The organism is Blautia sp. AM29-29, assembly GCF_003480555.1.
GTDB lineage: Bacteria > Bacillota > Clostridia > Lachnospirales > Lachnospiraceae > Fusicatenibacter > Fusicatenibacter saccharivorans.
This window is the reverse complement of the sequence record NZ_QUJD01000009.1, coordinates 69,080-81,713: the sequence shown is the minus strand read 5'-3', so window position 1 is coordinate 81,713 and position 12,634 is coordinate 69,080. Positions and strand designations below refer to the sequence as shown.

Sequence of the window (12,634 nt, the reverse complement as noted above, 5' to 3'; positions counted from 1 at the left end):
GCGTATTTTTATTTTGCAATACGTGCTGTAATCTGTGTCAGCCGGTGAATTCTCTTTGCCATTTCCGGTGTAAACTGTCCCGGAAGCAGGCGCCATTTCCAGTTATTTCCAAGTGTAGACGGATAGTTAATTCTCGCTTCCGTTCCAAGACCTAAAAATTCCTGCATCGGAGTGACAGCCAGATTTGCCACGCTCTCCATTGACATGCGAATGAAATCCCACGGGAGTTCCTCGTCGGTACTCTTTGCATTTCCCATATACTCTTTGGAGAATTCGCGGTCTTCCTCACTCATGACATAATACCATCCAAGAATGGTATCATTGTCGTGTGTTCCGGTGTAGACAACACAGTTTCTCTCGTAATTGTGCGGCAGATAATCACTCTCCTCACGGGAGTCAAAAGCAAACTGCAGCACCTTCATACCCGGATAGCCGGATTCTTTCACCATTTCGATCACGCTCTCGGTAAGATATCCCAGGTCTTCTGCGATGACATCCACATCGCCGAGCTTTTCTTTGACGGTGTTGAACAGATCCATGCCCGGTCCTTTTTCCCAGTGGCCGCGCTCTGCCGTCTGATCACCGAACGGGATGGAATAATATTCATCAAATCCGCGGAAATGGTCGATGCGGACAGTATCGTACAGTTTAAACACGTGAGCCAGACGTAACAGCCACCATGCATAACCTGTGCTCTTATGATAGTCCCATTTGTATAACGGGTTGCCCCAGAGCTGTCCGGTTGCGGAGAACGCATCCGGCGGGCATCCGGCAACTGCTTTTGGCTGGTTGTCCTCATCAAACTGGAACAGAACCGGATTTGCCCAGGTATCGGCACTGTCAAATGCAACATAAATCGGAATATCACCGATGATACGGATACCCTTTTCATTTGCGTATGCCTTCAGTGCTTTCCACTGTTTCAGGAACATAAACTGCTGGAATTTGTAAAATGCAATCTCCTCGGCAAGTTCTTCCCGTTTCTGATTCAGTGCTGCTTCTTCTCTGTCCTTTAATTCTGCCGGCCACTCACTCCAGCTGATTCCGCCGAGTGCATCCTTAATCGCCATATACAGCGCATAATCTTCCAGCCAGTAACCATTTTCCGATACAAATGCATCATATACGTCATCTGCCGCAAATCTTTCAAATGCTTTTCTGAGTACTTTGAAACGGGACAGATAAATCTTTTCGTAATCAATATACTCTGCATTGTCGCCGAAATCGCACGCATCACACTCTTCTTCTGTCAGAAGTCCCTCTTTTACCAGGGTCTCCAGATCAATAAAATATGGATTTCCTGCAAAAGTAGAGAACGACTGGTACGGCGAATCTCCATATCCCGTCGGTCCAAGTGGAAGAATCTGCCAGTAGCTCTGGCCGGCCTCCTCCAGGCGATCCACAAATTCATACGCTTCTTTCGAAAAACATCCGATACCATATCGGGACGGCAGCGAAGCTACCGGAAGTAAAATACCACTTGCTCTCATTTTTAAACCCTTTCTCCTTGTCGTTTTTTCTATCCATCCGACCCCACAAATACATAATTCCTGTTCACGGATACGCAGCAAATTGTAACTTATACAGCCCTTCTAACCAGCTCATTTTGTTTCGTAAAAACAGGGCTGTCGGTATCTCGTCTGCATTTCCGGAAACGGTGTCGGTAACGTTTCCGGAACTCGTTATATTTACAATACCATACTCTGCATCAAAAAACAACCCCCAACCCCCTTATCATATTTACCAAATATTGAATACTCTGTTTATTCAAAACAACGAATTTGCATTTTTGTAACGATGCAAAGCCATACATAAAAAGACAGCATGCGGGGACGGAACCGCTTTGGTCACTTAAAAATCATGAATTTTTCAAGCCTCCCATATAGGTTCTGTCCCCGCATGCTGTCTTTTGCGGTATCTGTTTTTCACTTAAAACTCCAGAATTATCTTTGTTCCAGTTCCAAGTGTACTCTCAATTTTAATCTTCGCATCATGAAGAATCGCTCCATGCTTCACAATGGAAAGTCCAAGTCCCGTACCTCCCGTTTCACGGGAATGACTCTTATCTACACGATAGAACCGTTCAAAGATCCGCTCCTGATCTTCCTTTGCAATTCCGATTCCGGTATCTGCCACAGATACCACTGCCCGTCCGTTTCTTCCGCGGGAAACCGTCACTTCGACCTCACCGTCCCTGCGGTTGTACTTGATCGCATTGTCGCAGAGATTGTAGATCATCTCATAAAGAACCTGCCGTGCACCTTTGATCCGGCAGCTCTCTCCTCTCAGTGTCATCTTCACCTGCTGCTCCTTTGCCCGTATGGAAAGATGTCCCTCGACATCACGGCAGATCTGCATCAGATCCACTTCCTCCATCGGGATCGACTGGTCGTTCTCGTCCAGTCTGGACAGCTTGATAATATCCTCGACAAGAGAGCTTAACCTGCTCGCCTCACTGTGGATTCTTCCCGCAAATTTTGGAATATCCTCCGGTTTCACCATGTTATTTTCTATGATCTCCGCATATCCGGAAATTGACATCAGTGGTGTTTTCAGCTCATGTGACACATTGGCAGAAAACTCACGGCGCATCACCTCCGCTTTCTGTTTTTCTGTCACATCCAGCACCAGGATGACCGCACCGGATACAACATTGTCCACACGCACCGGATTAGCAAGAAGCTGATAGACTCTTCCGTTTAATTCCAGCATCCGCTCCTCGGAACTGCCCTCCAGAGCATGATCCAGCGCCTCCTTCAGCTGCTCATTGCGGCTGACTGTCACAATATTGTGATTGATGCACTCCTCTGCCGTCACATCAAACAAATTCTGTGCCGAGCGGTTGATGGAGAGTACAACCGACTGGTTTGTCACGATCAGACCATCCTTCATATATTCCGTGATGGCAAGATACTCCTCCTGATTATGGCGGAGCTCCTCCATCTGCTGCTGGATCTGCTTCTGCTGCTGATGAATTCTGCCAAGCAGCGGACTCAATTCCTCATACGCTTTGTTGTCCAGCGGATGATTCAGATCAATCTCATTGATCGGCTTTACGAGTGCCTTTGTCATATGGCTGACCATCATCAGCTCTACGACAAGAACTGCCGCAATCAGCACAGCCACAAGCCATATATTCCGCAGCATCACACCGAACACACTGTCTGTTGTCAGGGAAACGCGGATGATTTTTCCATTGTCCAGGCGCAATGCCGTATAATATGTTTTGCTCCGCAGGGTCTCGGAATAACGGGAAATATTGCTTTCCCCGGTCTTTTCCGCCTCAATCACCTCCGGCCGCCCGGAATGGTTTCCCATCATGTTCTCATCCTCGACCGAATCAAACAGAACGGTTCCGTCCGTGTCAATCAGGGTAACCCGGCTTGCCGTAATCTTGCCGGCCGGTTTATCCAGACTGTCATCACCCATCTTGTCCAGAAAATACCTGTAATACTCACATTCATTTCTCACCGAAACACGAAGCTGCTCCGCCGTATTGTTGTACATTGCCCAGCTCATGGTGAAAAAGGTCAGGATAATCGCTGCGATAATCAACGCTCCCGCATGTTGAAAGACTTTTTTACGCATCTTACTTCCTCAGCCTCCTATCCGGTATCCCACGCCGCGGACCGTCTCGATCAGCTCGCCGCATTCGCCCAGCTTCTGGCGGAGTGTACGCACATGAACGTCTACCGTACGGGTTTCTCCGTCAAAATCATAGCCCCAGACATGGCCGAGCAGACGGTCTCTCGTAAGGACAATTCCTTTATTTTCCATTAAAAATTTCAGCAGTTCAAACTCTTTTAAGGTCAGGGTAACCTTCTCCCCTTTGGCCAGAACCTGATGCTGTTTCACCTGGATCTGCAGATCCCCGGTCTCCAGCACATCGTTTTCCTTCTCTTCTTTTCCGGCACGGCGCAGCACGGCACGTACCCTTGCGATAAATTCCATCATGCCGAACGGCTTGGTAATATAGTCATCGGCTCCGCAGTCAAGGCCCATGACCTTATCATACTCAGCGCCCTTTGCCGTTACCATAATGACCGGAATTTCTTTTGTTACTTCCGATGCCTTGAGGCGTGAAAGAATTTCAAGACCATCCTCTCCCGGAAGCATGATATCCAGGAGAATCAGATCCGGAAGCTGTTCTGCAATAGCTGCATTCAGCTCTTTTCCGCTTTCCAGGCCTCTTGCGGTAAAACCGCTCGATTCCAGTGTGTATACGATCAGTTCCCGTATATTTCTTTCATCTTCCACGCAGTAAATCATCTGTTATTCCCCTTTATGGTGACCGTTAATGGAATACACAACCCATTCCGCAATGTTTGTTGCATGGTCACCGATTCTTTCATAATATTTTGCAATCATCAGATAGTCCAGAGACTGGACATCTGTGGTAATTCCCTTTCGCATACCCTGCAGAATTTCATCCTTTACCTCGTCAAAAAGATCATCCACGATATCATCGGAATCGATAACCTCCCGTGCAAGCTTCAGATCCTGCTTAACGTATGCATCGATGCATTTTGTTACCATAGAAGCTGTTGCTTTCGCCATATCCTTCAGACGGATGCTTGCATCCGGCACATCAAGACTCGTTACTTTTACGATATCCGCAATATCTGCTGCCTGGTCTCCGATCCGCTCCATATCGGTAATCATTTTTAATGCCGCAGATACCTGACGCAGATCACGTGCTACCGGCTGCTGCTGTAAAATGATGCGGAAGCAGAGATCCTCGATCTCCCGTTCTTTCGCATCGACAACCTGGTCTTTTTTGATAATCTCTTCTGCCGCTCTCTGGTTTCCCTCCAGCAGAACCTCATATGTCCGTCCGATTGCCTGCTCGCAGAGTGCGCCAAGCTCAATCAGCTCCGTGTGCAGAATTTCCATCTGCTGCTCAAATCTTTCCCTCATATCAGCCAAACCTCCCTGTAATGTAATCCTCTGTCCGTTTATCCTTCGGCATGGAGAAGATCTGTTCGGTCTCGCCGTATTCTACTACCTCGCCTAACAGGAAAAATGCGGTTTTGTCGGAAATTCTGGCTGCCTGCTGCATATTGTGGGTTACCATGACAATAGTATAATCTTTTTTCAATTCTACCGCAAGATCTTCGATTTTGGAAGTAGAAATCGGATCCAGTGCTGAGGTTGGTTCGTCCATCAGAAGAACCTCCGGCTGTACGGCAAGGGCACGCGCAATGCAGAGACGCTGCTGCTGTCCGCCGGACATGCCAAGTGCGCTTTTCTTCAAACGTTCCTTCACCTCATCCCAGATTGCTGCCTGTCGAAGAGACTGCTCCACAATATCATCCAGCTTCGCTTTGGAACGGACACCATGTGTTCTCGGTCCATAGGCAATGTTGTCGTAAATGCTCATCGGAAACGGATTTGGCTTCTGAAATACCATGCCGACCCGTTTGCGGAGTCCGTTGACATCCATTTTTCCGCCATAGATGTTTTCTCCGTCCAACAGCATTTCACCGGTGATCCGACAGCCCGGAACGAGATCATTCATTCTGTTGATGGATTTTAACAGGGTCGATTTACCACAGCCGGAAGGTCCGATAAAAGCCGTCACCTCATTGGCATCAATGCTAAGATTGATATTTTTTAAGGCATGAAAGTCTCCGTAATAAAGATCCATATTGGATACATCTATTTTACTCATGTTTTTTCCTCGTCTCTCTTTTATTTCTTTGCAATTTTCTTCGCAATCATTCCGGAACAGCCGTTGATCAGAAGGACAATCAGCATCAGGATGACGCCGGTTGCATACATCTGATTCATATAGAGGCCTTCACTGGAAAGTGCATACATATGAACGGCAAGGGTACGGCCGGAATCCATAAGGCCTGCCACCTTTGCAATCGTTCCTGCTGTGAAAAGAAGCGCTGCCGTCTCTCCTACGACACGGCCTGTCGCAAGAATGACACCGGAAAGAATGCCGGGTACGGCAGATGGAAGAACAATTTTAAAAATCGTACGAAGCTTTCCGGCTCCCAGTCCAAAGCTTGCTTCCCGATAGGAATCCGGAACTGATTTTAAGGCTTCTTCTGCTGTTCGCATAATCAGCGGAAGAATCATGATGGCAAGGGTACAGGCACCGGACATCATCGAGTATCCCATTTTCAGGGTTTTCGTAAAAAACAGCATACCGAACAAACCGTAAACGATCGACGGAATACCGGAAAGGGTCTCTGCCGTAATCCGGATCAGGCCAACCAGTTTTCCGCGTTTATTGGCATATTCAACCAGATAAATCGCCGAGAAAATGCCGAGGGGCGCAGCAAGCAGCAGGGAAAGTACTGTCATCGTAACAGTGTTGATGATCGCCGGAAGCATCGTAACATTCTCTGTATTATAGGTCCATGCAAACTGCTCCAGTGTCAGGTTTTTCACACCGTGGATCAGAATAAATCCAACCAGAAAAACCAGAACGGCAAGCGCAAGAATAGCTGCTCCCCAGGTAATTCCGGTCAGCACGGAGGAAAAAACACTTTTGTGATACGTAACCTTTGTTCTTTCTTTTTCTTTTGTATTTATTTTTACAGCTTCCATTGTATTTACAGCTCCATTTCCTTTAATCACCATAATGTACCCTCCGGTTCAGCATAGACACCGATAAATTGATCAGCAGGATAAAGACAAACAGCACAACACCCGTTGCAATCAGCGCTTCCCGGTGAAGTCCGGATGCATATCCCATCTCCAGTACAATATTGGCTGTCATGGTACGAAGGCCTTCTGTGATTCCTTTTGGCATACGAGGCTGGTTTCCGGCAATCATAATCACTGCCATCGTCTCTCCGATGGCACGTCCGATGCCAAGCACGATGCCGGCCAGGATTCCGGATTTTGCCGCCGGGACAACTGCAAAGAAAACGCTCTGGGAATGCGTGGCACCAAGGCCAAGGCTTGCTTCATAGTAGGATTCCGGAACGCTTGTAATGGCGGATTCTGTTACACCGACCACGGTCGGAAGAATCATAACGGCCAGAAGAATAGATGCCGTCAGCATTGTGTTTCCGTTTTTGCCTGTCAGCTGTGCCATCAACGGGACGATCACAACCAGTCCGAAAAATCCATATACGATAGACGGAATACCGGCCATCAGGTTAATGCCTGATTTGCAGATGCCGTAAAACTTTTTCGGACAGTAACGGGAAAGAAACACCGAAGTAAGAATGGCAACCGGCACACCCATCAGGATTGCAAGGCCGGTCACGCAGATACTGCCGACAATCATCGGCAGGATACCGAAAATATTGTTTCCCGGTTTCCACACGGTACCGGTCAAAAATTTCAGCGGTCCGATTTTAAAAATGGCAGGAACACCATTCATGAACAGGAAAATGCAGATCAGTGCAACAGCCAGTACGGAGCAGCACGCCGCAATCAGGAATACAAGTTTCATGATCGTTTCTCTTAGTTTCATAAGATAAATCCTTTCCTTTCATTGTTTCGCGGAGCGTGTTTGAAAAAGACTTTCGTTTTTTTCCTTACGAACTGCTTTTTCAAGCACGTTCCGAAAGACAGCTTCTTTTTCTGAACATTTTCGGATACGGAAGTAAGAGCGATTTTCCATTGTTCGCCCTTACTTCTTTTTCCATTGCTTTATACATTCTTTATTTTACATCTGCCCAGTCGGTTGTGTCGCCAACATAGATGCTCTTTACCTGATCGCTGGTCAGCCCGTCGGTCGGGTTCTCTTTGTTTACGATGACAGCAATACCGTCGGTTGCGATTACGGTTGCGGTAAGCCCTGAGGATTTCTCCTCATCCTTTAAGTCACGGGATGCCATACCGATGTCGCAGAGACCGTCGCTTGCGGAAGTGATACCTGTTGTGGAATCGCTCTGCTGTACTTCGATGTTAGCGTTTGAATTTACTTTTGTATAAGCCTCTTTTAATTTTTCCATCAGTGGTGTTACAGAGGAAGATCCTGCTACCACAACCTTTTCACCGCTGCAGTTTCCTTCGTAGGCTTTGGTATCTTTGATTGCAATATATCCGTCATCTGAAACAACCTGCTGTCCGTCGGTGCTTAAGATGTAGTCCATGAAATCCTGCGCATCTGCGGAAAGACCGTCTTTTGTTACAATGTTGAACGGACGGCTTACTTTATAGGAACCGTTTTCTACGTTCTCTGCGCTTGCCTCTGCTCCGTCGATTTTCAGTGCTTTGACTTCATCATTTAAGGATCCAAGGGAGATATAACCGATTGCGTGCTGGTTACCTGCCACTGTGCTCATCATAACGGAAGTATTGTTGGTGATCTGTGCATCAACGGTGGTATTATCCACTTTCTCACCTGCATCGTTTTTCTCTTCTACACCGAACAGCTCGATGAATGCACCTCTGGTACCGGAACCATCCTCACGGGAGATCACGCTGATCTGTCCGGAAAAATCTCCGCCTGCTGCGGTGCTGTCACCGTCTGTGCTGCCATCTGCCTCTGTTGCAGAAGCCTCTTTTGTAGTGTCTGCTGTGGAAGAACTGCTGCTATCGCTGCTTCCACATCCTGCAAGCATTCCTGCAGCCATCATTGCGGTTAAGGTGATTGCAATTACTTTTCTCTTCATAATATTCTTTTCTCCTCTTTTCACACGGGATTTTTGTGATTTCTATTTTGTAAAATCGCAATCCCGACGTTTTTTACATTTCGTTTTTACAGGTTTCATCATAACAACGGCGTGTAAAATGCAAAATCTCAGAGATGTTAAGTTTATGTAAAACATGAGTTTTTTCTTTTTTACATTCCATTTTTCCGGTCGTAAACCGCTCCGTCACATCTCTCGCAAGTGGCACATTTTTTCCGCGCAGTGCAATCCTGCCCAAAGGATCTTTTTCTCCGCAGGAAATTCCAACAAGATTTCCCATAGAAAAAAAAGGCTCCCCGGAATACTCTTTTTTCAGAGTATTCCGGGGAGCCTTTTTCTAAAGCATATGCAAAAGCGGATATTCGCAATCCTCTTATTCCGTCACCGGCACGTCAAGCTTTTCGGACGCTTTTTTTAACAGGTCAATGATCGGCAGATGCTGCGGGCATACACTCTCACACTGACCGCACTGCACGCAGTCTTCTGCTTTTCCCGATGTTTCCAGCAGCTTTTTATAATAATTTTTCGCGCGGTCTTCTTCTCCATACAGGCGGATGGTATTCAATGCCTTGAACACATCCGGAATCGCGATTCCCATCGGACATCCGTCGCAGCAGTAACGACAGGCGGTACATGGAACCGCCGGACTCTTTTTCAGCGCTTCCTGTGCTTTGGCGATCACTGCTTTTTCTTCCTCGTTTAACGGTACAAAATTTCGGAAGGTTTTGATATTATCCTCCATCTGTTCCTCGTTTGACATACCGGAGAGCACGGTTGCAACACCCGGGAGGGAAGCCGCAAAGCGGAGTGCCCAGGACGCAATTGATGCATCCGGATGAACGCGTTTCATCTCTGCTTCAATCTCTTTGCCTGCTGATGCAAGGGAACCGCCCTTTACCGGCTCCATAACAAGGAACGGCATATCGTATTTCCGAAGCACCTCATACAGACGTCCGGACTGGATCAGCGGATTGTCCCAGTCAGCATAGTTCATCTGGATCTGGACAATTTCGACCTCCGGATGCTCGGAGAGAATCTTGTCAAGCAGCTCCGGCGTTCCGTGGAAGGAGAAACCAAAGTGTTTGATCAATCCCTCTTCTTTTTTCTTCTTGGCCCAGTTGAAACAGTCGTATTTCACATAGCCTTCATAGTTTGCGCCGTCTTCTACGCTATGCAACAGGTAATAATCAAAGTAGCCTGCTCCGGTGCGCGCGAGCTGATCGTTGAAAATGCGGTCACGACCTTCGATGCCCTCGTCCATCATCCACTGCGGGAGTTTTGTCGTCAGAGTAAAGCTTTCTCTCGGATGACGCTCTACCAGCGCTTTTTTCACGATGCTCTCCGATTTTCCGCCGCAGTACATATAGGCGGTGTCAAAATAGTTCATTCCGGAGGCAAGGTACGCATCGACCATTTTACAGATCTGCTCCAGATCCAGTTCTCCGTCCTTCTCCGGAAGGCGCATCATGCCAAATCCTAATTTCGGCATTTTTGTTACATCTACACTCATGATAAAATCCCCTTTCTTTTCCGCGGAAAACCTTCGTTTCCTCAGTATTGTTGAAAAAATTGTAGCATTAAAGTATACTTGAAAGTCAATAGTTTTTTTTATTTTTGTCAAAATTTTTCTTTGACTTTTTCCGTTTCCGGTGGTATTCTGGTAAAAAATTATGATTACAAAAGGAGTAGCACTATGATCTGGAAAAACCAGTTTCTTCACCTCACAAATGGCGATGTTTCAGCTGTTTATGGGGATAGTGCGCTCTTTTTTAAGTAAACTTCACTTTTTGAGTTCTTAAAATTCTATAGAAAACGCACATATCTCCCAATCAAAATTTTACTATATTTTGACAAGGAGATTTTTTTATGTCTGAGAAAACTATTAGAAAACAAATACGAACTTTATATCTTATGACCACGGTCGGCTATTTTCAGATTGCGGCGGCTTCGTGGGTTGCACTGCTCGCACTCCGTGGATTTTCGCTGCTGCAGATCGGGATGCTCGAAAGTATTTTCCATATCGTGAGCCTCTGCTTTGAACTCCCCTCCGGCGTTGTCGCCGATGTTTTCGGGCGGCGGAAAACGCTGATTGCAAGCCAGATGACCTCCCTGATTTCCGGTACGCTGATGATTTTTTCCACCGGCTTTGCTACAACGGCGCTTGCGCTTGGATGCAGTGCGCTCAGCTATAACCTTGCATCCGGCACACGGGAGGCACTTGCGTATGACAGTCTGAAGCAGAACGGGGACGAAGGATTTTATGCCCGTTTTTCTTCTACCGAAATGATGCTGTACCGTATCACCAATTCCACCGCAACGCTCTGCGCAGGTCTTGCCCTGTGGCTGGGATACCGGCGCGCGTATGCGATTGATCTCTTCTTCGGGCTGATTGCGCTTGGCGTTTCATTCCGCCTTGTGGAAATAAAAACGGACGAAACACCAGTTCATTATCCTGTTGGACAGGAAATCGTTTCGGTTGTGCAGGAAAGCTGGCAGTTTCTTGTCCGTGAGAAAAAAGCAAGAAATATTATGCTGGTGAACGCACTCATCGGTGCCGTTTCCACGCTGGTTCTCTTCTTTTTACAGGCGAAGCTGCCACTCACCGGCATGAACAGCGCGCTGCTTGGACCTGCCCTCTTCGTGATGGGACTCGGCGCGGCACTGGGATCGCGGATGACGGCATACTTTCACAAATACCGCTACCGCGCGATTCTGCTGTTTGGCACGATCGGTGTACTTTTCGCCTTTCTTATGAGCTTTACCGGACTGCCGGCCCTTATGGTCTTCGGCGGATTTGTCGGATCCTTTTCCGATGATTTTCTTGAAGTCCGGACCGATATTCTGCTCAATGACATGATCCCGTCCAGGCAGCGGGCGACGCTGATGTCGGTGAACTCGTTTGTCTTTTCCATGATTATGATCGTCCTTTCCACCGTATTTGGATGGATCATGTGATCGTCAAAAATTTACTTACATTGAAAAAAACGCTCATCAGTTTTTTTGCTGATGAGCGTTTTTTTCAAAAAATGATCAAACACCGCCGCTCCCTGCCAGAGCGCCGTCTGGGGTCTGCGGGGGTGTGCTTCCCCCCTCCACATTCTCCACCACTTTTTCTTTCTTCAACCACTTCCAGACATCGCCATATACGCGGTACTTCTCTTTCTCGTTCAGTATTTCATGCCGCATTCCCGGATACAGCTTTCCTCTGACATTGCGGTACCCGATCAGCCGCATATGGTCAATGGATTTTTTAAAGCGCCGCACATTCACATAACACGGATCATCCCCGCCGGACAAAAACAGCACCGGCAGCTTCCGGTTTGTGCAATGCCATCCATGGAATCCATACGTCTCCTTCAGCAGATCATTCAGCGCAAAAAAAGCATCATCCGAAAACGTAAAGCCACAGAGTGGATTTTCTTCATACTCCCGCACCACCTCCGGGTCCGAACAGCACCAGGCGAACCGGCTCTTCTCATCCGCAAACCGCGCCGCAAACGATCCAAACGACATTGCCTCCAGAAGATTGCTCCGATGCTCGTCCCCGAGCACCGCCGCTTCCGCGTGTCCCACAGCCGCACCCAGCGGCCGCAGATAATTCTTGCTCGGTGAACCGCACACAATCAGCGCATCCAGCTCCTGGTCGTGTTCCTTCGCGTATGCGCGCACAACCAGGGAGCCCATACTGTGTCCCATCAGAACAAACGGAAGATCCGGGTACTCCTTCTTTGCCCACTTCGTGACAAGAAACAGATCCTCCACAAGTCCTGCGCCGCCTGCGCCGTACATAAATCCGAGGTCCTGCTCCGACTTCACACTCTTTCCGTGCCCGCGGTGATCATGAATCACACACACTACACCGTGTTCCGCCATAAACTCCATAAACGGCAGATACCGCTCCTTGTATTCGCTCATTCCATGGCTGAGCTGCAGAAGTGCCGTCCGCTGTACGCCCTCCTCCGGCTCCACTACAAGTCCGTCAAGAACCAGCCCATCCACCTTCGACTGAATCGTAAATTCTCTCCTCATTA

11 protein-coding genes are annotated in these 12,634 nt (G+C 47.8%); 1 reads left to right on the top strand and 10 read right to left on the bottom strand.

The window, feature by feature from the left end:
• Positions 1–8 precede the first annotated feature (8 nt).
• The 9 genes from malQ to DW769_RS08285 form a co-directional block, all read right to left on the bottom strand.
• Complete coding sequence (malQ, locus tag DW769_RS08330) at positions 9–1,490, bottom strand: 4-alpha-glucanotransferase (protein ID WP_118659322.1); 1,482 nt, start codon at positions 1,488–1,490, stop codon at positions 9–11.
• 439 nt (positions 1,491–1,929) lie between these two features.
• Positions 1,930–3,588 carry an ATP-binding protein gene (locus DW769_RS08325; protein ID WP_118750238.1) on the bottom strand — a complete coding sequence of 553 codons (1,659 nt, stop codon included), beginning with the start codon at positions 3,586–3,588 and terminating at the stop codon, positions 1,930–1,932.
• 9 nt (positions 3,589–3,597) lie between these two features.
• Positions 3,598–4,269 (bottom strand): winged helix-turn-helix domain-containing protein, encoded by a 672-nt coding sequence (locus DW769_RS08320; RefSeq protein WP_022462258.1) that lies wholly within the window; start codon positions 4,267–4,269, stop codon positions 3,598–3,600.
• 3 nt (positions 4,270–4,272) lie between these two features.
• Entirely contained in the window at positions 4,273–4,917 is a 645-nt protein-coding gene (gene phoU, locus DW769_RS08315) for a phosphate signaling complex protein PhoU (RefSeq protein WP_117804708.1), read from the bottom strand.
• Between the two features lies 1 nt (position 4,918).
• A complete protein-coding gene (pstB, locus tag DW769_RS08310) occupies positions 4,919–5,671 on the bottom strand; it encodes a phosphate ABC transporter ATP-binding protein PstB (RefSeq protein ID WP_118750237.1) in 753 nt (250 codons plus the stop codon).
• 20 nt (positions 5,672–5,691) lie between these two features.
• Positions 5,692–6,594 carry a phosphate ABC transporter permease PstA gene (gene pstA, locus DW769_RS08305; protein WP_243105437.1) on the bottom strand — a complete coding sequence of 301 codons (903 nt, stop codon included), beginning with the start codon at positions 6,592–6,594 and terminating at the stop codon, positions 5,692–5,694.
• On the bottom strand, positions 6,584–7,438 hold the full coding sequence (gene pstC / locus DW769_RS08300) for a phosphate ABC transporter permease subunit PstC (protein WP_022462254.1): 855 nt from the start codon (positions 7,436–7,438) through the stop codon (positions 6,584–6,586). Before pstC ends, pstA begins: the two co-directional genes overlap by 11 nt.
• Positions 7,439–7,628: 190 nt before the next feature.
• Complete coding sequence (locus DW769_RS08295; RefSeq protein ID WP_118600866.1) at positions 7,629–8,585, bottom strand: substrate-binding domain-containing protein; 957 nt, start codon at positions 8,583–8,585, stop codon at positions 7,629–7,631.
• A 391-nt stretch (positions 8,586–8,976) separates the two neighbouring features.
• Entirely contained in the window at positions 8,977–10,113 is a 1,137-nt protein-coding gene (locus DW769_RS08285) for an aldo/keto reductase (RefSeq protein WP_243105436.1), read from the bottom strand.
• 356 nt (positions 10,114–10,469) lie between these two features.
• Here DW769_RS08285 and DW769_RS08280 point away from each other — a divergent pair, with 356 nt between their 5' ends.
• On the top strand, positions 10,470–11,558 hold the full coding sequence (locus tag DW769_RS08280; protein WP_118750236.1) for an MFS transporter: 1,089 nt from the start codon (positions 10,470–10,472) through the stop codon (positions 11,556–11,558).
• A 75-nt stretch (positions 11,559–11,633) separates the two neighbouring features.
• Here DW769_RS08280 and DW769_RS08275 read toward each other — a convergent pair whose 3' ends face one another.
• Positions 11,634–12,632, bottom strand: coding sequence for an alpha/beta fold hydrolase (locus DW769_RS08275; protein ID WP_070103695.1), 999 nt, complete (start codon positions 12,630–12,632; stop codon positions 11,634–11,636).
• Positions 12,633–12,634 lie beyond the last annotated feature (2 nt).

What these genes read in the sequence shown, in the direction of transcription:
- malQ (WP_118659322.1), bottom strand. Translation starts at nt 1,490, where the DNA reads ATGAGAGCAAGTGGTATTTTACTTCCGGTAGCTTCGCTGCCGTCCCGA.
- DW769_RS08325 (WP_118750238.1), bottom strand. Translation starts at nt 3,588, where the DNA reads ATGCGTAAAAAAGTCTTTCAACATGCGGGAGCGTTGATTATCGCAGCG.
- DW769_RS08320 (WP_022462258.1), bottom strand. Translation starts at nt 4,269, where the DNA reads ATGATTTACTGCGTGGAAGATGAAAGAAATATACGGGAACTGATCGTA.
- phoU (WP_117804708.1), bottom strand. Translation starts at nt 4,917, where the DNA reads ATGAGGGAAAGATTTGAGCAGCAGATGGAAATTCTGCACACGGAGCTG.
- pstB (WP_118750237.1), bottom strand. Translation starts at nt 5,671, where the DNA reads ATGAGTAAAATAGATGTATCCAATATGGATCTTTATTACGGAGACTTT.
- pstA (WP_243105437.1), bottom strand. Translation starts at nt 6,594, where the DNA reads ATGGTGATTAAAGGAAATGGAGCTGTAAATACAATGGAAGCTGTAAAA.
- pstC (WP_022462254.1), bottom strand. Translation starts at nt 7,438, where the DNA reads ATGAAACTAAGAGAAACGATCATGAAACTTGTATTCCTGATTGCGGCG.
- DW769_RS08295 (WP_118600866.1), bottom strand. Translation starts at nt 8,585, where the DNA reads ATGAAGAGAAAAGTAATTGCAATCACCTTAACCGCAATGATGGCTGCA.
- DW769_RS08285 (WP_243105436.1), bottom strand. Translation starts at nt 10,113, where the DNA reads ATGAGTGTAGATGTAACAAAAATGCCGAAATTAGGATTTGGCATGATG.
- DW769_RS08280 (WP_118750236.1), top strand. Translation starts at nt 10,470, where the DNA reads ATGTCTGAGAAAACTATTAGAAAACAAATACGAACTTTATATCTTATG.
- DW769_RS08275 (WP_070103695.1), bottom strand. Translation starts at nt 12,632, where the DNA reads ATGAGGAGAGAATTTACGATTCAGTCGAAGGTGGATGGGCTGGTTCTT.